The following is a 17,124-nucleotide window of genomic DNA, read 5'->3' as shown; positions in this document are numbered from 1 at the left end:
GAGCGGGGGGGCCTGTGTCTTCCAGCCCTCCCCGCTTCCAAGAGCCGTGCGCCCAGGTGCGCTCGCGGGTTATAGACGGGTGCGATGACCACCCAAAGTGCCCGCCAGGCTCCCGCCGTCCTCCCAGGGCCCAATGATCCCTGCTGGTGCGGCAGCGGCTCCAAGTACAAGAAGTGCCACCGCGGCGCGGATGCCGTCGAGGCCCGCAAGAAGGGCTCGGACATTCACCGTCGCGGCATCCGCCCCGGCACCATCAGCCCTCCGCGCAGCGTCCCGGCGCACATCCCTCGCCCGGACTATGCGGAGACGGGGCGCCCGGCCCGCTCGCCCGAGCTGTCCGAGGTGAAGAGCCCGGATGTCATTGCCCGCATGCGCCGCGCCTGCAGGGCCGCCGCCCAGGTGCTGGAGCTCACCGGCGCCGCCGTGCGCCCGGGCATCACCACCGATGAGCTGGATGGCCTCGCCCACGAGGCCTACATCAAGCTCGGCGGCTACCCGAGCACCCTCAACTACCACGGCTATCCCAAGTCGCTGTGCACCTCGGTCAACGAGGTCATCTGCCACGGCATCCCCGACAGCCGGGCGTTGGAAGAGGGGGACATCGTCAACCTGGACATCACCATCTTCCTCGAGGGCGTGCACGGGGACTGCTCGGCGACGTACTTCGTGGGCAAGGTGGATCCGGACTCCGAGCGCCTGGTGAAGGTGACGCGCGAGTGCCTGGAGCTGGGCATCGCGGCGGTGAAGCCGGGCCGGCCCATCAACGACATCGGCCTGGCCATCGAGGGCCACGCCACCAAGCACGGCATGAGCGTGGTGCGGGCCTACTGCGGCCACGGGATTGGCGAGCGCTTCCACAGCCCGCTGCAGATCCCCCACTACTTCGAGCCGGACGCCAAGATGATCATGCGGCCGGGGATGACGTTCACCATCGAGCCGATGATCAACCTGGGCCACTGGCAGCACCGCTCGTGGGACGATGGGTGGACGGCCGTCACCGCCGATGGCAGCCGCAGCGCCCAGTTCGAGCACACCATCCTCGTCACCGAGCAGGGCGCTGAGATTCTGACGCTGCCCTGACGGACCGCCTCAGGGCACGGGGCTCACCGCGCCCTCGGGCAGCGGAGTGCCCACGGGCCAGAGCAGGTAGACGGCTCCTCCGGAGTGGCGCCACGCGCGCCACAGCTCGTCGCGTTTGTAGGTGGCCTCGACCTTGTCGTCGCTGGGGAAGGCGGGATCATTGACCACCACGTCTCCCTGGGGCGTGAAGCCCTTGACGACGATGAGGTGCCCGTCCGTCTTCCGTGCGCCGCCGCCGGTGAGCTGGCCCTCCTGGTAGGCGATGCTGATGCTCACCGGGATGCCCGCGGCGATGAGCCGCTCCACCTGGGTGAAGGAGTCGAGCCGCGCCACCAGGCCATGCAGGGCGCCGTCTCCCTGGGCGGCGGCGTAGGCGACGTTGAAGGTCCAGTTGCCGGTGCCTTCGTAGGCTTCGTCGTAGACGTTGGCGGCCGTGGTGGGCACGGCCTCCACCAGCTCCGGGCGGTTCAGCTTCCGAGCCCAGTAGCCGAGCAGCATGGTGGTGGACGTGGGCGAGCACCACACGGGTCCGCCGCCCGGGTAGATCATCTGCGAGTGGCCGGGCACCTCCAGCACCGTGCCCCAGGCCTTCCGGTCCGAGGGCGCGTCCACGGCCGTGCGCTCGCCGTCGCTCAGGGCCAGCGCGAGGGCGCGCAGGCGCGGGGTGACTCCGGGCTGCGAGGAGTAGAGCCACACCGTCACGCGCACCGCGTCCGCGCGCTTCTTGAGGGCGAGCGTGTCCGTGAAGACGTTGCCCAGCGCATCCTCCTGGCCGTTCACGCTGCGCCGGGACACGGTGGCCTTGTCAGTGGCCCACGGCCCGAAGTCATAGTCCTTCGTCCACGTGCCACCGACTCGCGCCGCGAGCGTCACCCGCACCCACGTGCCCGGCGGGGTGAGCGCCTCCAGCGAGGGCACGGCGCTGTCGAAGCCCGTGGGGACGGGTTGCTCGGGGAGGACGGCCGTGCCGAAGCGGTAGCGGGTGACGGCGGGAGGACCGCCCTCCTTGCCGGAGGGGAAGGGTGTGGCGCCAGTGGGGGCCGCGGTGTCCAGCTCCAGCGCTCCATCACTGGCGAGCGCCGTGCCCTCCCGGGAGAAGCGCTCGAAGTCGCGCGTCTCCGAGCTGATCCGCCACAGTCGTGCCACCGGTCCCTCCATCGCCACGTTCGAGCCATCCGAGTTCCGAGCCAGCCCCGCGCAGGCCATCCCCGAGCAGGTCGCGACCAGGAGCAGGAGCCGGGCTGTGCGAGCAATCATGCGGCCCCGGAGCTAAGCATGCGAGGGCTGGGGCCGCATGGGGAACCTCCGCGGGGAGAGTCGTGCTAGAGGGCCCACCGACCCGGAGCGCCCTACCGCCATGTCCCCCTCCCTGAGCCCCCGCATCGTCGAGCTGCCCCTGCGCCACGCCTGGACCATCGCCCGAGGCACCAGCACCTCGAAGCGCAACGTCCTGGTCGAGCTGCGCTCCGGTGAGCACGTGGGGTTCGGAGAGGCCGCGCCCAACGTGCGCTATCACGAGTCCGCGGAGACGGTGATGGAGGCGCTGCGAACGTTGGCGCCCGTGCTCGATCGGGATCCGCGCTGGTTCCGGGATGTCTCGGAGGCGTTGCAGGAGGCGATGCCCGGCAACGGCGCGGCGAAGGCGGCGGTGGACATCGCGCTGCACGATCTGGCGGGCAAGGCGCTCGGGGCGCCGCTGTACCGGCTGCTCGGCGTGGACCCCACTCGCATGCCTGTGACTTCCTTCTCCATTGGAATCGATGAGCCGGAGACGCTGGCGCGCAAGGTACGCGAGGCGGAGCCCTATCCAGTCCTCAAGGTGAAGCTCGGCGCCGAGCGCGTGCGTGAAGTGTTCGGAGCGGTGAGGGCCACCACCACCAAGGTCATCCGAGTGGATGCCAACGAGGCGTGGAAGCCAGAAGAGGCGCTCAGGCACATCGAGTGGCTGGCCACCCAGAGCGTGGAGCTGGTGGAGCAGCCGCTGCCCGCGGCGGACGTGGAGGGAGCGAAGTGGCTGCGGGCCCGCTCGCCCCTGCCGCTGGTGGCGGACGAGTCCCTGATCCGAGCCTCGGACGTGCCGCGGCTGGCCGAGGGGTTCCACGGCATCAACGTGAAGCTGCAGAAGGCCGGAGGCATCCGAGAGACGCTGCGCATCATCGACGTGGCCCGAGCCTGTGGGTTGAAGGTGATGATCGGGTGCATGGTGGAGACCTCGCTGGGCATCGCGGCGGCGGCGCACCTGGGGCCTCTGGCGGACTGGTTGGACCTGGATGGCAACCTGCTCATCTCCGAGGACCCGTTCCGGGGACACCCGGTGGTGCAAGGGCGCATCCAGTTGAGAGACGGGCCCGGGCTGGGCGTGGAGCCGGTGGCTCGCGCGTGAGACCGGCGCTCATCCAGTACTTGCGCTCCAGCTTCGTCAGGCGCTGCTCATGATCCCGAAGTTGCTCGTCAGGGTTACCGACCCGCTGACGCGTGGTGTCCGCGTCTGTAGTCCTGCTGGTGCACGCCCCTCGACTGGGGCTGAGCCGAACGCCCCTACTTCCCGTTCTTCTTGTCCACGCGCGGGCCCTGGGTGAAGCGCTGCTCGGGGCCAGGGCCGGCGTAGACCTGCACCGCGCGGAATGTCCCCTCCGAGACCACCTGCGCCGAGTGCTTCGCTCCCGCGGGGATGTACACCGCGTCGCCTCGCTCCACCCGCAGCTTCTGCCCGTCCACCGTCATCTCCACGGCTCCGTCCTCGACGTAGAGGATCTCCGCGCTCGCTTCGTGAACGTGCTCGGGCACCGCCGCGCCCTTGTTCAGCTCCAGCAGTGTCATGGAGGCCGCCGTGGCCCCCGTGCTGGCGTTGAGCAGCAGCGTGGCCGAGCCCTTGCCATTCGCGATCTGGTAGCGCGGGGCCTCCTTCGTGGACACGCGATAGCGCGGCGCGGCGGCGGGCTCACCCGCCCAGGACAGCGCGGCGATGCCCAGCACCGCGGCGCTCAACAGGAGCTTCCAATGTCGTGTCATGCCTCGGGCTTTAGCACGGGTGCGCACATGTCCCGAATGCGCCGCTCCAGTATCACCCTGACATTCCCGCCTTTGGACTGACGGGAATGTCAGAGCTCCCCTTAACATGTCGCGGGCGGGGCGCGGGATCTCGCGAGGTTGCGCCGTTCATCCGTTGGCGCAGCCCTTGCTGACGTCGCCACGCCCCGCATGACCAAGGAGACAGGCATGAAGACGAAGTTCTGGCTGACCGGAACGATGATGATGGCGCTGTGCGGCATTGGCTGCAGCAGCCCCCCGAGCGCGAAGGAGGTCTCTGACACCACCGCCAGTCGCACCAGCGACATGATCCGCGCCACGAGCGCCAGCACCCGGGTGATGGGCGACATGTCCGCTTTCAAGAGCCTGGGCTCGGCGGCGGACATCCTCCAGGGCACCTTTGCCAAGGTCCCCGTGACGGGCAGCCCGTCCACCTGCACGGACCCCAATGGCTGCTCCACGACGACGGTGCCGAGCAACCCCATCCCCTCGGACCCCACGGCCGCGGACGCCGAGGCGGCGCTGGTCGAGAAGTTCCTGCGCGAGCGCATCTTCATCGAGGCGAACGTCGAGTCCACCGAGGGCGACTCCACCATCTTCCGCATCAACGGTGACGACCTCTGCACCCCGATGGACTCCACGGCCGCGGTGGACGCCGACTGCGTGAAGAGCGTGGATCAGCTGGAGCTGCGCATCCGCGCCACGAGCACTGGCAAGGACGGCCTGGACCTGGGCTTCCAGATCAGCTCCAAGCGCACCGAGCCGCTGGTGCTGAGCTTCGGCAAGGACACGGTGGCCGTGGACGTGGACCTGGCCCAGAGCAAGGACGCCATCCAGTTCCTGTCTCCCGACGCCGCGCAGCAGCTGCCGCGCGTGATGGTGGGCAAGGTGGAACTGCGGCTGACCAAGAACGGCGAGCAGGACCTGACCTTCAGCACCGGCGTGCTGGACGCCATCCAGGTAGAGCTGGACAAGGACGGCGCCACCCAGTCGTTCTCCACGGGCAAGGCCAACCCGCTGTCCGAGCTGCGCATGGACGGCGTCAACAAGCGCATCAGCTTCGACCTGAACCTGGGCACCACCGAGTACAAAGGCCCGTACGGCGGCACCTCGTCGCTGTCCAGCCAGCAGGTGGTGTACTCGCTGTCCGGCCTGTCCTTCGCGTTCAGCGCCCAGGAGGGGCAGGATGACTTCGTCGTCGCCCACGTGGGCATCGGCGATGCGCAGAGCTACATGAGCCTCAACGGCACCAAGGTCTTCACCGCGGACCTGAACGCCGCCTCGGGCCGGCACTTCGACCTGAACCTCTCCAAGGGCGCGGATGGCCTGCCGCTGGTGCGCGTGCTGCCCGAGTTCGATCTCGTCACCCAGTTCTTCCTGGCGCCGCTCAAGGCGGACGCGACGGCGGAGGTGCCCTCGTTCTACGAGGACCAGACGTACCACGTGCGGCTGAGCGGCTCGCCGAGCATCCGCCCCGTGCAGGCGAACACGGCGACAGGCTTCCCCGGCGGTCTGCAGGTGGTGTCGGGTGAGCTGTCCATGCAGGGCAAGGACGCGACCGTCACCGTGCCCGCGGGCAAGTGCCTCGTGAGCACGGACACCGTGCCGCAGGGCGGCCACCCGCTGCTCGGCCACTTCCAGACGCGCGACTGCCAGTAGGCCGCGAGGCTGTGCTCAATGCTCCCCGCGGCGCACGTCCGCGGGGGCGTTGGGGTGACGTTGCAGCAGCATCCGGAGCTGCGGCTGCCGCCGCACGGCCTCCTGCTTGAGCAGGTGGGCCACCAGGGCTGGCGGCGCCGCGCTCCACCGCGCGATGTTCTGGATGAGCAGCGGCGAGCGGTAGGTGCGCCCGCACAGCAGCGCCACCGTCTTCCCGTCCACCGCCAGCCCCGTGAGCGCCACGAGCGAGCGGCCCTCCGTGTTGAGGATGAGCTCCGTCTTCTCCTCGGCCGGGCCGGTGCTGAAGCGCTGGCGCAGCAGCTCTCGCGCCGTGCGCCGGGTGCCCTCGGGGATGTCGCGATCGATCGTCACCTTGTGCAGCTCCATCAGCCGCCGGCCGCTCCACAGGCGGCGGAAGAGGCCCGAGGGCAGCTGCGGGTTGCGCACCAGCCAGCGCCGCACTCCACTGTCCGCCGCGAAGGCCGCGCGCGCGCAGACCGCCTCCAGTCCCGTGGGGTTGCGGTGGTGGCGGACGATGAGCCGCGCGTGGGCCAGCCCCGTGCGCGGGTTCTCCATCACGGCCTTGATGACGGCGGGCACCGGATCGAAACAGAAGGCGGACAGCTCTGGATCCTCCGCGGCGTGGGCTCGGGCCGCGCGCTCGTCCTCGGTGAGTGGGTGGAGCCGGGTCTCGAAGAGCTGGCGGTAGTTGCCCAGCGCCTCGGCGGGCTCCTCCTCGGTTGTGTCGGCCTCCTCGGATCCGGAGCCCTCGGGCTCGGAGTGCTCCGAGTGGGCTCCGTCGGCCAGGGGCTCGTGCGGAGGGTCCTGCTGGAGTTCCTCGGGCCGCGCGTCGAGCGTGGGCACTTCGGTGGAGGGGGCGGGAGCCCGGGGGGCAGGGGGCGTGGGGCGGGCCGGAGCGCTGGGGGGTTCGGGAGCGGGCTGCAAGGCGCCCTGCGCCACGAGCCGGGCGAGGATGACCTGGAGGCGCTCTGGCGGAATCCCCGTGAGGGCGGGCAGGTGGCTGGTGGAGGTATGCCCATCCAGCCGAGAGAGGACGAACCCTTCCTCCGCGCTGAGGGTCAGGCGCTTGAGGTCCACCGAGAGGTTGGGCTTGGGGGTCCAGTCGGCCATCAGGGATAATTATTCCATGTCCGAGCGCCTCCGTACCTACGACGAGTTCTGGCCGTTCTATCTCCGTGAACACTCGCGGGCCTCCACGCGCTGGCTGCACTTCGTGGGCACCTCGCTGGGGCTGGGGAGCGCCGTCTCCGCCGGCGTATGGGGCAGGCCATGGCTGTTGCTCGGCTTCCCCGTCATTGCCTACGGGATGGCCTGGATTGGCCACTTCGGCATCGAGAAGAACCGGCCCGCCACCTTCAAGTACCCACTCTGGTCCCTGATCTCCGACTTCCGGATGCTGGGGCTGATGGCCGTGGGCCAGCTCGGCCCGCACTTGGAGCGCGCGGAGGCGGCGCGCCGTGCGAGCGGTGGCAGCCCGGTGCAGGCCGCGCCCTCTCGCTGATCCGCTCGTGAAGGTTGCTAGGATGCGGAGCTCGCATGCGCTCCCACCTCCAGCTTTCGAGTCTCTCCTCGCTCTTCGCCCTGATGGTGCTGAGCGGTTGCAATACCGCCTACCGTCAGGCCATGGCCCAGGCCGAAGACGCGGCCATTCGCGGCGACTTCATGACCGCGGCGCATGCCTACCGTGCGGCCTGTGCCTCCTCTCCCGACGACGAGAAGGCCTGCAGCCGCGCTCCCATCTTCGCGCAGAAGGCCACGGAGCAGGCCATCGCCACCGCGCGCCCGGCGTGCGACGCGGGCGACCTGGACCAGTGCCTTCCTCCGCTGCTCGCGGCCCGGGAGCTCATCCCCGACCACCCCGAGGTCAACGCGATGCTGGAGAGGGCCAGCCAGGTCCAGACGGAGCGCTGCTCCAAGTGGAAGGCGGACGGCCCGCTGACCGTGGCGACGGCCGGGCTCGCCTGCCTCCAGTCCCGCGCCTCGCAGCTCCCCGTCCCCAGCTACCAGGCGCTCCTCAATGAGCGCGGCAATGAGCTGGCCTCGCGGTTCGCGCAGCTTGCCGGCACCGCGCAGGGACAGAGCTCCGCGGGCGCCGCCACCGTGCTGTGGTCCGCGGCGCGATGTTTCTCGCCCTCGACGGATGTGAACTCGCGAGCCGAGCAGGCGCGCCAGGCCTTTCTCACCCAGAGCTCCATCCCCGTCGGCATCCGCGTGGGCGGGACGATTCCGCCGCCGATGGCCAGCGAGCTCTCGAGATTGTGCGAGAGCATGTCCACGAACCTGGCTCCCGCGGCCCGGTGCGCCGAGCGCGGCATGGCGCCCGGCCAGCCGGACCCGCTCGAGATCCGAGTGAACGCGTTCATCCAACACGCGGTGGAGAACGTCTCCGAGGATGTGCGCAGCCTGCGCTACCTCAGCGGCACGCGGCAGGTCCGCAATCCCGCGTACCGGGAGGCCCGGGAGCGCCTCAAGGAGGCCGAGCACAATGTCCGGGAGGTCGAGTCGATGAAGAGCGACAAGGACAAGGAATGCGAGCAGGCCCGGCACTCGCACAATGCCTCCTGCGTGGGCTGCGCCGAGGCCGCGTCCAATCAGCAGTCCCCCTGCCAGGAGGCCGAGAAGTACTCCGAGGATCTCAAAGGCCGCTACCGCGAGCGTGACGACGCGCGCCGTGCCCTGGACAACACGCCCGAGACGCTGACCGAGGACGTGTACGACGACTTCATGTACTCCGTGCTGACCCACCGCTGGTCGTCGAGCTACCGCTTCACGCTCCAATCGAGCGGCTCGGGCTCCACTCCCACGGCGGAGCAGGCCGGAGAGCTGCGCTTCGAGGACCAGGAGCATGTGGGCTTCAGCCCCGGTGGGCTCATGCCGGATCCGCTGGAGGTTCCGACGGCGGGAGCGTACGCGAGCGCCTTCATGCAGCAGGTCGCGCCCTCCGTGTTCGCGGAGGTGCAGAAGGAAAGCGTCGCTCGCGGAGCCACGCGCCGGGCCCAGTGCAGCGCGCTGCCGGAGGACTGGGGACTGTCCTGGGTGCAGTGCTGGGCCGAGGCCTCGCTCTGGGAGAGCGGACGCGAGCCCCAGGTGACCGACTTCCTCCGCGTCCTCGCCAGCAGCGCGGGGGACTCGGATCAGCCGCTGTGCCGCTGAGGCTCTCCGATGCCCGGGCGGCCTACCGGCTGGAGACTCCCACGCCCACCGGGCAGCTCACGCCCGTGCCGCCCAGGCCGCAGTAGCCGTCCGGGTTCTTCGCCAGGTACTGCTGGTGGTAGTCCTCGGCGAAGTAGAACTCCGGCGCCGGCAGCAGCTCCGTGGTGATGGTGCCAAGCCCCGCCGCGCTGAGCGCCTTCTGGTAGGCGTCCCGGCTCTGCTCGGCCGCGCGCTTCTGGGCCTCGTCGAAGTAGTAGATGCCCGAGCGGTACTGGGTGCCCACGTCGTTGCCCTGGCGCATGCCCTGCGTCGGGTCGTGGTTCTCCCAGAAGACGCGCAGCAGCGCGTCGTAGCTCACCTTGGCCGGATCAAAGAGGACGCGCACCACCTCGTTGTGCCCTGTCATCCCCGTGCACACCTCGCGGTAGGTGGGGTTGGGCGTCAGGCCCGCCGCGTAGCCCACCTGGGTGCTGTACACGCCCGGTATCTGCCAGAACTTCTTCTCCGCGCCCCAGAAGCAGCCCAGCCCGAACACCGCCTGCTGCAAGCCGGCGGGGAAGGGCCCCTTCAGCGGCGTGCCCAGCACGAAGTGCTTGTCGGGGACGGGCATCGGCTCGGAGCGGCCCTTGAGGGCCTCGTCCGGCGTGGGGAGCTTCAGCTTCTTCGGCGAGAGGAAGAACATGCCTTGCTGTTTAGTCACCTGGCCGCCGGTTTTCACCTCTCTCTGGAGCGGTTCGCGCCCCGGCTGGCCACCGGACGGCCCATGTGGAGGCCGCGCCGGGTAGGATAGGGTTCACTCGTCATGCGTCTGTGCTCGTACGGTCTCGTCCTCTGCCTCCTCGTCCCAGCCTTGGCGCTCGCGCAGCCGACGGGAAAGCTCACCCCCGCGCAGCTCCACGAGCTCGAGCGCCAGGCCCGCATCCAGGCCGAGAAGATCCAGAAGCTCGCGGCCCAACAGGCCAAGTCAGGCAAGGGACGGCCGCAGCCCAAGATCGACAAGGACAAGCCCAAAGAGGAAGAGCCCAAGCCCGCCAACTGCAAGCTCACCGGCGCCAGGCGCGCGGCCCAGTTCTCCGAGGAGGCGCTGCCCGGCATTCCCCTCAGCGAGCGCTATGCCCTCTATGTCGGCGCCTGTGGGCTCGAGGATGTGGTGGGGCTGACGCAGCAGCTCGTGCGCTTCAAGACGGTGCGCGGCGATCAACCCCCGGCGATGAATCCGGGCGTGGTCGCCATGGGCCGCTTCCTCCAGCAGTGGGCGAAGGCGCGCGGCTTCGGCTTCCGCCTCGCGGGCCGCAATGACGTGTTCGAGCTGTCCTGGGGCCAGGGCGCTCCCCGGCTGGGGCTGGTGTTCCACGGCGATGTGGTCCCCGCCATTCCCAGCGAGTGGAAGTCCAAGCCCTTCGAGCCCAAGGTGGTGAACGGTCGGCTCTATGGCCGGGGGGTGATGGATGACAAGGGCCCGCTGGCCGCGGCGCTGGTCTCCCTGTCGATGGCTCAGGAGATGGGGCTCGAGCCGCAGAAGGGCAAGGTGCTCGTCATCATCGGCAACGACGAGGAGAGCTCCTGGGAGGGCATGCAGGAGTACGCCCGCGTGGAGCAGGTCCCCACGCACGTCATCTCCATGGACTCGGAGTATCCCGTCGTGGTGGCGCAGTCCGGCTTCGTCTCGCTCACCCTGGAGGCGGTGCTGGACGCTCCGGACTCGAATGACTCGGGGATGCTGCTGCCCGTGGAGGCCACCGCCGGGGAGTCCCTCGCGCAGGTGCCCGGCAGCGCCTCGCTGAGCCTCATGCCGTTCGCCGGCAAATCGATGGAGCAGGGCCTGGCCGCGGTGAAGGCCGCCATGGAGAGCGTGCGCAAGGAGCGCCCAGGGCTCAAGGCCGAGGTGAAGGCCGTGCCCGTGGCCGGAGGCGGCTCGCGCATCGTCCTCACCACCCAGGGCAAGGCCGTTCCCTCCTCCATCCCCGAGCAGGGACGCAACGCCCTCTGGGACCTGGCCGCCATCGCCGCCAGGCTCCCGCTGGCGGAGAACGGGCTCACGGCGCTGCTGCACACGGTGACGCGCCGCTTCGACGGGGACCACCACGGCGAGCGTCTGGGGTTCACCGAGAAGGATGTGCTGATGGGGCCGCTGGTCTCCGCGGTCACCCTGCTGCGCGTGAAGGACGGCAAGGCGACGCTCAGCGTCACCCTGCGCCGGCCTCGCTCCGAGGAGGGCAATGAGGACTTCCAAGCGGCGCTCGATCACGCCGTGGCGCTGATCAACCAGGAGACGGATGGGCGGGTCGTCGAGGGCGCCGGGCGCTACGTGGGAGATCCGCACGTGGTGGATGGCACCGGCCCGCTCGTCATCACGCTGATGGACATCTACAAGCGCCACCGGAACCTCCGCGGTGACATCGCCCCCCTCTCCATCCGTGGAGGCACCTATGCCCGCCTCTTCCCGCGGGCCGTGGACTTCGGGCCGGATCTAAAGGGAGTGGAGTCCCCCAGCGTCCACTCGGCGGACGAGTCCATCTCCCTGGAGCACCTGGGCCTCACCACCCAGATGCTCGCGGAGGCCCTCCACACCCTGGCGCTCTCGCCCAACGCGCAGTGAGCCCGCCGGTGCTCACGGCCGGCAGTGAGGCCAGCGGACCGTGAAGCGTGTGCCCTCCGTGGCGCTGGAGCGCACCTCCACGGCTCCGTCATGCGCCAGGACGATCTGCCGGACGATGTACAGCCCCAGCCCCAGGCTCCGCGTCCCGCTCTTGCCCTCATGAGGGCGCTGATCCGCCGGGCGGCGCTTGAAGGGATCGAACAGGCGCGGCAGCAGCTCCTCCGGGATGGGCTCGCCCTGGTTGTGGACCTCCAGCAGCACGCAGTCTCCGTCGCCCCGCAGGGTGGTGCGGATGGGAGTGCCCTCCCGCCCATGCTGGAGGGCGTTGAACACCAGGTTGCTCAGCACCTGGGCCACCCGGTCCGGATCCCACTCGCCCCAGGTGTCGCCCTGGACTTCGATGAAGAGCTGCCGCTCGGGGTACGTCACCTGCAGCTCCTCGAGCGCGGTCCGGCACACCTCCGCCATGTCCATCCGCTGGCGCGTCACGGGGATGCCCCCGCCCAGCCGGCTGCGCGCGAAGTCGAGGATGTCGTCAATCATCCGCGCCATTCGCGCGCCGCTGCGGCGGATGCGCTCCACCGCCTTGCGCTCCCGCTCGCCCAGCGCCTGGGTCCGCGCGAGCATGGTGGCCGAGGCGCTGATGGCGCCCAGCGGGTTGCGCAGATCATGCCCGAGCACGGCCAGCAGCTGCTCTCGGAAGGTGAGGGCCTGTTCGAGAGCCTGCTCCGCCTGCTTGTGCGAGGTGATGTCCAGCAGGATGCCCCCGATGCCCAGCAGCTCTCCCGCCTGGGTACGCACGGGGTAGTAGCTGGCCAGCCACTCGCGCCCCTGGAGCCAGGCCAGGTCCGGGGGCGTGCTGAACTCGAAGCTGCCGGAGGGCTCGCCCGTGGCCAGCACCTTGCGCAGGAGGGGCTCCACCAGATCGGCGACCGGGGCCGGCATCACCTCGCGGATGGAGCGGCCCAGGTGGGCCTCCACGGGGAGGCAGTTGACGCTGGCCAGGGTCTGGTTGACGCGCTGGTAGCGCAGCTGCCGGTCCAGGAAGGCGATGCCGATGGGCGAGGTGGCCAGCAGCGTGTCCACCATCGCCAGCGAGCGCTGGGCCTCCTGGCGTGCGGTCTGCTCGCGGGCGCGCAGCTGCGCCTGGACGATCAGGGCCGTGGCCCGGCTGACCATGATGCGGAACAGCAGGGTGTCCGCCTCGGAGAAGGCATAGGCGGTGCGAGAGCCCATGTACGCCACGCCCACCAGGTGCTCTCCCTCCAGCAGGGGCAGCCCATACAGCGCATGCAGCCCCAGGTGCCCCAGCGCCTCCTCCTTCAGCAGCGGATCCGTGGAGGCCGAGCGCACGGAGATGGGCCTGCGCTCGGCGGCGACGCGGCCCGCGAAGCCCTCACCCACGCGCATCCGCTGGCCCAGCGTCTTCTCCGTCTCCAGCCCGGTCGCCGCGCGCACGCGCAGCGTTCCATCCTCTCGCAGCAGGATGGTGGCCGAGTCCACCTGGAGGGCGGACTCCATCAGCAAGGTGAGCAGCCGTTGGAGCAGGGTGTCCTCGTCCGGGCTCTCCAAGGCCGCCTGCATCATCCGATCGAGCGCGTTCAGCGTGCGCTCGCGCTGACGCGAGTATCTCAGCACCGAGCGTGTCACCGCTTGATCGATGATCTCATCCAACAGGGCCAGGGTGCCGGGCGCGGGGTGGACCGCCGAGGACTCCAGCCGGCGGAGGATGCAGCTGCGCAGCAGTCCGTACTCGTAGGTGAGCTCGTGGATGCCGAAGCCCTGGCTCAGCCGGCTCAGGGCATGCACGTCCGAGAGGACGCTGGGGAGCTGGAGCGGAATCCCATGCGCCTCGTGGGCCAGCGCCTCGGTGATGCCATCCAGCAGGGCGGGGATGTGATCCACCACCCCGGCCTCGCCTACCACCCGGCGCGAGCGCAGCGCATGCGTGGAGTGTTGCCAGTCAGCGAGGATCTCCGACCGGTGGGCGCGCAGGAAGGCCGCCAGCCGGTGGGGCTCTTCGGGATCTCGCGCGGATTCCCAATCGTGGGGACGTGGTTCCTGCTCCAGCATCGCGACCTCCGAGAGGATCTCTGGCTCACGCCCAGCCTCACACTGCGCATGATGGGACAACCACGCCCGCACGGGGATTTCAGGGCGAGCGGCCCGGGGCTGGAGTGGCCGGGACCCCCGAGGGCCTCGGTGGGACGCCTCTCATGCCTGCCCGCCTTCGACCGGGGGACAGGCGCCGCGTCATGCATTCACAACAGTGGAGGCTGGACAGAAATGTGACGAGGCCATGTGGACTTCTACCGCGCTCGATTAGGTTGCGCCGAAGATGAGCACCCTCCTCCTCAGCCGCTCCGATGTGTCCCGCAACCTGCAGGCCCTCACCTTGCTGGCGGACATGCGCGAGGCGTTCCGCGCGGACGCGCTGGCGCGGACGGTGGCACCCCAGCGGACGCGTGTACCCCTGCACACCGAAGGCACGGCCATGGTGCTCTTCCCGGGCAGCCTGCCGGGAGTGCCCGCCTACTCGGTCAAGGTGAGCGCTCGCTTCCCTTCGAGCATGCCTGCTCTGCAGGGCGTGCTGCAGTTGCATGACCTGGCCACCGGCGCGCTGCTGGCGGTGATGGACTCGGCGCACCTGACGGCGGTGCGCACCGGCGTGGTGGGAGCGCTGGGCGCGGACGTGCTGGCCCGGCCGGACGCGACCCGGGTGGCGCTGCTCGGGGCGGGCCCCCGGTCCGTGCTCCAGCTCAAGTCGCTGCGGATGGTGCGCTCGCTGACCCAGGCGTTCGTCTATGACGCGGACTTCATGCAGGCCGTCGCCCTGGCCACGCGCATGTACAAGGAGCTGTCGCTGCCGGTGCGGGCGGTGGGCTCGGTGGAGGAGGCGGTGGAGGAGGCCGACATCGTCGTGACCACGAGCGCGGGAGGCAAGGCCACGCTCCCCGCGGCGCTGGCCCGCCCAGGCATGCACATCACCGCGCTGGGCGCGGACGAGCAGGACAAGGTGGAGCTGTCCCCGGAGTTGCTCGAGCGCGCCACCTTCGTGTGTGATCACCGAGGGCTGGCGCTGGCCGGCGGGGTGGTGGGCAGCGCGGGCCTGACCGAGCAGTCCATCCACGCGGAGCTGGGAGAGCTCCTCGCCGGGATGCGCACGGGGCGGACCTCGCCCGAGCAGCTCACGGTGTTCTGCTCGGTGGGGCTGCCGTTTCAGGATCTCGCGGCCGCGTGGCACGTGTACCAGGCGGCGCAGGGAGACGAGGACGTGCGCCGGGTGGACTTCAGCGCGTGAGGGCGCCGCCGCCCTGGGCGCTCAGCTCTCCCGGCGCGAGAACAGGTGCGCCATGTGCCAGCCGCGGGCATGAGGCTGGGAGGGCAGCTCGCGCGGCGCGGCGAAGAGGCTGTCCTGTCCGTGGTGGAGGAACACCTCGCCGTGGGCCACCTCGCGCACGTCCGACAGGCGCACGGCGAAGTCCCGCCGCCGCAGCAAGCCCTTCTCCACGATGAGCTCCTCGTCCTTCAGCTCCACGATGCGCCCGAGCTTGTGCCCGTCGATGCTGCGCACCGTCATCCCCTTGTGAATCTCCGATCGCTCGAACATACGCGCCGCTCCCCAGGCCGCTCTGATCACTCGGTCCTATGGGGAAGTTGGGACGCGCACACTGCGAGTGCACCCCGGAGCTCTCACACGGTGCGTCGGCTCCGCTCCATCGGGAGCAGCGAGCCCTTGGGGGGTGGGCGGGCATGCAGGCGCCTGGGAGGCATGCGGGCGGGTGGTGTGGCTCGGGCGAGTGCCCATCTTCCGCCTGGAGGTGCCGCATGCTCGTTGGCTTCATGGCCTCTCGGACAGGACGTTGGCTCCGCATCCTGGCGGGGGCCGGGATGGTGTTGGGAGGGCTCTCGTCGGGCTCGCCGCGTGGCGCGGTGGTGGCGCTGGCGGGGCTGGGGCCGCTGGTGGCGGGCGCGTTGGATCTGTGCCTGCTCGGTCCTCTCTTTGGCCATTCCATCCGGGGCGCGGACATCCGCCGGAGCCTGGGGCAGCCCGAGGAGCTGCGGCTGTTCAAGACGCACTACGAGCGGCTCCCGCCGCGCGCGCGCATGCTGCTGCACTGATTCTCTTTATAGATGAGGCCGCACCCCACGCAGCGGCACCTGGGCCCGGCTCAGAGCACGTCGAAGGGGACGCTCATGGAGCCCACGGGCTCTCCAGTGGCGCCATCCACCAGCTTCACCTTCAGGGTGACGTGGTCGTCCGTGCGCAGCGGCTGCTCGAAGTAGAGGAAGCCCTTGCGGATCTGCCCATCCTCCAGCGGCCCCTCGGTGAAGGCCTGCCGCAGCATGTCCGGAGAGGGCAGGGTGCCGAGGTCGATGGCGGGGGTGCACGTGTAGCAGGGCGGCGGCCGGGTGGTAGGGACACTGTTGCTGGAGGGGTACGTCATGTCGTGCGCCATTCTCCGTCAGAGGGACCGCTCCCGCCTGGGGGCGCAGCTTCCCCTCATGGGTGCACCCCGCCGTGAACAACAGTGCGGCCAGCCCGAGCCAATACCTTTGAATGGAGACCTCCTCGAGAGGCCCTCCATTCTACTCAGGTCGTCCCCAGCTCGGAGCGGGTAGCGGAGCCGATGAAGCTCCAGTCCCGGTTGCGCGCCCACTCCTCGAAGGTGTGCCAGCCCACCCGTGGGTACTCGTGGCGCAGCGTGAGGATGTCGGTGTGGTAGCCCACGCGCTCGAGCCACTCATACATCAGGGCCTTGTCCTCGCTCTCCTCGCGCAGCTGGGACAGGGACAGCTCCTGATAGTGGACGCGGTGGCCGCTCGCGTACGAGAGCAGATCCGCGGCCTGCTGGCCCGTCACCTCGTCCGACGCGACGTCGATGCGCTCGCCGTAGAAGTCCTCGTGCGAGGCGATGATGTAGACCAGGAACCGGGCGAGATCCTCCAGGGCCACCATCTGCAGGCCGTGCGTCGGCGGCAGGGCCAGCCCGAGCACTCCGGACTCGAGCCCCTCGCGGACCAGCGGACCGCTGAAGTTCTCCATGAAGAAGGTGGGGCCCACGATGGTGTAGGGCAGGTTGGAGCGGCGCAGGTAGCGCTCCACCTGGTGCTTGCTGTCGAAGTGGGGCACGCCCGTGTGCTGGTCCGCCCCCGCCACCGAGGAGTAGATGAAGTGCCGGACGCCCGCCCGCCTCGCGGCGTCCACCATGTTCATGCCTTGGCGCACCTCGGCTTCAAGCCCGGCCTCGTAGGGCGTCGTCATCGCGAAGACGGTGTCCACCTTGCGGATGACGGGCTCGAGCGAGCCCGGATCCTCCCAGTCGCCCTGCGCCAGCTCCGCCCCCAGCTGCCCCAGGGCCTGCGCCGCGGGCGAATCCACCTGGCGGGTGAGGGCGACGACGCGATACCCCTTCAAGAGCAGCTGCTGGGCCAGCGCGCCGCCTTGCCGGCCCGTGGCGCCTGTCACCAAGATGGAGAGCGGGTAATCCATGTGCGTTGCCTCCAGCACATCTGTTATCTGTAAGCTGCGCGTGCCCGGTGGGGCGCGCGAGCATCCTCTTCATGCTTGGATGGGGGAC

16 protein-coding genes are annotated in these 17,124 nt (G+C 69.9%); 8 read left to right on the top strand and 8 right to left on the bottom strand.

The window, feature by feature from the left end; genetic code table 11:
- The first annotated feature begins 84 nt into the window (after window positions 1-84).
- Complete coding sequence (map, locus tag ACJ8AT_RS29555) at window positions 85-1,080, top strand: type I methionyl aminopeptidase (RefSeq protein ID WP_407741271.1); 996 nt, start codon at window positions 85-87, stop codon at window positions 1,078-1,080.
- Between the two features lie 9 nt (window positions 1,081-1,089).
- Here map and ACJ8AT_RS29550 read toward each other — a convergent pair whose 3' ends face one another.
- Window positions 1,090-2,337, bottom strand: coding sequence for a peptidase C39 family protein (locus tag ACJ8AT_RS29550; RefSeq protein WP_407741270.1), 1,248 nt, complete (start codon window positions 2,335-2,337; stop codon window positions 1,090-1,092).
- Between the two features lie 100 nt (window positions 2,338-2,437).
- Here ACJ8AT_RS29550 and ACJ8AT_RS29545 point away from each other — a divergent pair, with 100 nt between their 5' ends.
- Entirely contained in the window at window positions 2,438-3,463 is a 1,026-nt protein-coding gene (locus ACJ8AT_RS29545) for a dipeptide epimerase (RefSeq protein ID WP_407741269.1), read from the top strand.
- Between the two features lie 155 nt (window positions 3,464-3,618).
- On the opposite strand, the gene ACJ8AT_RS29540 is transcribed toward ACJ8AT_RS29545, so the two are convergent.
- Window positions 3,619-4,092 (bottom strand): cupin domain-containing protein, encoded by a 474-nt coding sequence (locus ACJ8AT_RS29540; protein ID WP_407741268.1) that lies wholly within the window; start codon window positions 4,090-4,092, stop codon window positions 3,619-3,621.
- Window positions 4,093-4,299: 207 nt separating this feature from the next.
- On the opposite strand from ACJ8AT_RS29540, the gene ACJ8AT_RS29535 reads away from it, so the two are divergent.
- Window positions 4,300-5,769, top strand: a complete 1,470-nt coding sequence (locus ACJ8AT_RS29535; protein ID WP_407741267.1) for a hypothetical protein — start codon at window positions 4,300-4,302, stop codon at window positions 5,767-5,769.
- A 15-nt stretch (window positions 5,770-5,784) separates the two neighbouring features.
- Here ACJ8AT_RS29535 and ACJ8AT_RS29530 read toward each other — a convergent pair whose 3' ends face one another.
- Entirely contained in the window at window positions 5,785-6,900 is a 1,116-nt protein-coding gene (locus tag ACJ8AT_RS29530) for a hypothetical protein (RefSeq protein ID WP_407741266.1), read from the bottom strand.
- Window positions 6,901-6,916: 16 nt separating this feature from the next.
- Here ACJ8AT_RS29530 and ACJ8AT_RS29525 point away from each other — a divergent pair, with 16 nt between their 5' ends.
- The gene (locus tag ACJ8AT_RS29525; RefSeq protein ID WP_407741265.1) at window positions 6,917-7,291 is read left to right on the top strand and encodes an Mpo1-like protein; all 375 of its coding nucleotides are present in this window, start codon (window positions 6,917-6,919) and stop codon (window positions 7,289-7,291) included.
- A gap of 35 nt (window positions 7,292-7,326) precedes the next feature.
- Window positions 7,327-8,943 (top strand): hypothetical protein, encoded by a 1,617-nt coding sequence (locus ACJ8AT_RS29520; RefSeq protein WP_407741264.1) that lies wholly within the window; start codon window positions 7,327-7,329, stop codon window positions 8,941-8,943.
- A gap of 22 nt (window positions 8,944-8,965) precedes the next feature.
- Here ACJ8AT_RS29520 and msrA read toward each other — a convergent pair whose 3' ends face one another.
- Complete coding sequence (gene msrA, locus ACJ8AT_RS29515) at window positions 8,966-9,625, bottom strand: peptide-methionine (S)-S-oxide reductase MsrA (protein ID WP_407741263.1); 660 nt, start codon at window positions 9,623-9,625, stop codon at window positions 8,966-8,968.
- A gap of 120 nt (window positions 9,626-9,745) precedes the next feature.
- Between msrA and ACJ8AT_RS29510 the strand changes: the two genes are divergently transcribed.
- A complete protein-coding gene (locus tag ACJ8AT_RS29510) occupies window positions 9,746-11,542 on the top strand; it encodes a Sapep family Mn(2+)-dependent dipeptidase (RefSeq protein ID WP_407741262.1) in 1,797 nt (598 codons plus the stop codon).
- Between the two features lie 12 nt (window positions 11,543-11,554).
- Here the strand turns inward: ACJ8AT_RS29510 and ACJ8AT_RS29505 are convergent, their stop codons facing one another.
- Entirely contained in the window at window positions 11,555-13,615 is a 2,061-nt protein-coding gene (locus ACJ8AT_RS29505; protein ID WP_407741261.1) for an ATP-binding protein, read from the bottom strand.
- A gap of 265 nt (window positions 13,616-13,880) precedes the next feature.
- On the opposite strand from ACJ8AT_RS29505, the gene ACJ8AT_RS29500 reads away from it, so the two are divergent.
- Window positions 13,881-14,843: an ornithine cyclodeaminase family protein gene (locus tag ACJ8AT_RS29500; protein WP_407741260.1), complete on the top strand. Its 963-nt coding sequence runs from the start codon at window positions 13,881-13,883 to the stop codon at window positions 14,841-14,843.
- Window positions 14,844-14,864: 21 nt separating this feature from the next.
- On the opposite strand, the gene ACJ8AT_RS29495 is transcribed toward ACJ8AT_RS29500, so the two are convergent.
- Window positions 14,865-15,152, bottom strand: coding sequence for a hypothetical protein (locus ACJ8AT_RS29495; protein WP_407741259.1), 288 nt, complete (start codon window positions 15,150-15,152; stop codon window positions 14,865-14,867).
- Window positions 15,153-15,370: 218 nt separating this feature from the next.
- Here ACJ8AT_RS29495 and ACJ8AT_RS29490 point away from each other — a divergent pair, with 218 nt between their 5' ends.
- A complete protein-coding gene (locus tag ACJ8AT_RS29490) occupies window positions 15,371-15,664 on the top strand; it encodes a DUF2892 domain-containing protein (protein ID WP_407741258.1) in 294 nt (97 codons plus the stop codon).
- Between the two features lie 50 nt (window positions 15,665-15,714).
- Here the strand turns inward: ACJ8AT_RS29490 and ACJ8AT_RS29485 are convergent, their stop codons facing one another.
- The gene (locus tag ACJ8AT_RS29485; protein ID WP_407741257.1) at window positions 15,715-15,990 is read right to left on the bottom strand and encodes a hypothetical protein; all 276 of its coding nucleotides are present in this window, start codon (window positions 15,988-15,990) and stop codon (window positions 15,715-15,717) included.
- A 146-nt stretch (window positions 15,991-16,136) separates the two neighbouring features.
- Entirely contained in the window at window positions 16,137-17,036 is a 900-nt protein-coding gene (locus ACJ8AT_RS29480) for an NmrA/HSCARG family protein (protein WP_407741256.1), read from the bottom strand.
- Between the last annotated feature and the right edge of the window lie 88 nt (window positions 17,037-17,124).

This window comes from Hyalangium sp. (assembly GCF_045802625.1).
GTDB lineage: Bacteria > Myxococcota > Myxococcia > Myxococcales > Myxococcaceae > Hyalangium.
Note: the sequence above shows the minus strand (reverse complement) of the source record. Positions and strands in the feature narration are given on the sequence as shown.

What these genes read in the sequence shown, in the direction of transcription:
- map (WP_407741271.1), top strand. Translation starts at nt 85, where the DNA reads ATGACCACCCAAAGTGCCCGCCAGGCTCCCGCCGTCCTCCCAGGGCCC.
- ACJ8AT_RS29550 (WP_407741270.1), bottom strand. Translation starts at nt 2,337, where the DNA reads ATGATTGCTCGCACAGCCCGGCTCCTGCTCCTGGTCGCGACCTGCTCG.
- ACJ8AT_RS29545 (WP_407741269.1), top strand. Translation starts at nt 2,438, where the DNA reads ATGTCCCCCTCCCTGAGCCCCCGCATCGTCGAGCTGCCCCTGCGCCAC.
- ACJ8AT_RS29540 (WP_407741268.1), bottom strand. Translation starts at nt 4,092, where the DNA reads ATGACACGACATTGGAAGCTCCTGTTGAGCGCCGCGGTGCTGGGCATC.
- ACJ8AT_RS29535 (WP_407741267.1), top strand. Translation starts at nt 4,300, where the DNA reads ATGAAGACGAAGTTCTGGCTGACCGGAACGATGATGATGGCGCTGTGC.
- ACJ8AT_RS29530 (WP_407741266.1), bottom strand. Translation starts at nt 6,900, where the DNA reads ATGGCCGACTGGACCCCCAAGCCCAACCTCTCGGTGGACCTCAAGCGC.
- ACJ8AT_RS29525 (WP_407741265.1), top strand. Translation starts at nt 6,917, where the DNA reads ATGTCCGAGCGCCTCCGTACCTACGACGAGTTCTGGCCGTTCTATCTC.
- ACJ8AT_RS29520 (WP_407741264.1), top strand. Translation starts at nt 7,327, where the DNA reads ATGCGCTCCCACCTCCAGCTTTCGAGTCTCTCCTCGCTCTTCGCCCTG.
- msrA (WP_407741263.1), bottom strand. Translation starts at nt 9,625, where the DNA reads ATGTTCTTCCTCTCGCCGAAGAAGCTGAAGCTCCCCACGCCGGACGAG.
- ACJ8AT_RS29510 (WP_407741262.1), top strand. Translation starts at nt 9,746, where the DNA reads ATGCGTCTGTGCTCGTACGGTCTCGTCCTCTGCCTCCTCGTCCCAGCC.
- ACJ8AT_RS29505 (WP_407741261.1), bottom strand. Translation starts at nt 13,615, where the DNA reads ATGCTGGAGCAGGAACCACGTCCCCACGATTGGGAATCCGCGCGAGAT.
- ACJ8AT_RS29500 (WP_407741260.1), top strand. Translation starts at nt 13,881, where the DNA reads ATGAGCACCCTCCTCCTCAGCCGCTCCGATGTGTCCCGCAACCTGCAG.
- ACJ8AT_RS29495 (WP_407741259.1), bottom strand. Translation starts at nt 15,152, where the DNA reads ATGTTCGAGCGATCGGAGATTCACAAGGGGATGACGGTGCGCAGCATC.
- ACJ8AT_RS29490 (WP_407741258.1), top strand. Translation starts at nt 15,371, where the DNA reads ATGCTCGTTGGCTTCATGGCCTCTCGGACAGGACGTTGGCTCCGCATC.
- ACJ8AT_RS29485 (WP_407741257.1), bottom strand. Translation starts at nt 15,990, where the DNA reads ATGACGTACCCCTCCAGCAACAGTGTCCCTACCACCCGGCCGCCGCCC.
- ACJ8AT_RS29480 (WP_407741256.1), bottom strand. Translation starts at nt 17,036, where the DNA reads ATGGATTACCCGCTCTCCATCTTGGTGACAGGCGCCACGGGCCGGCAA.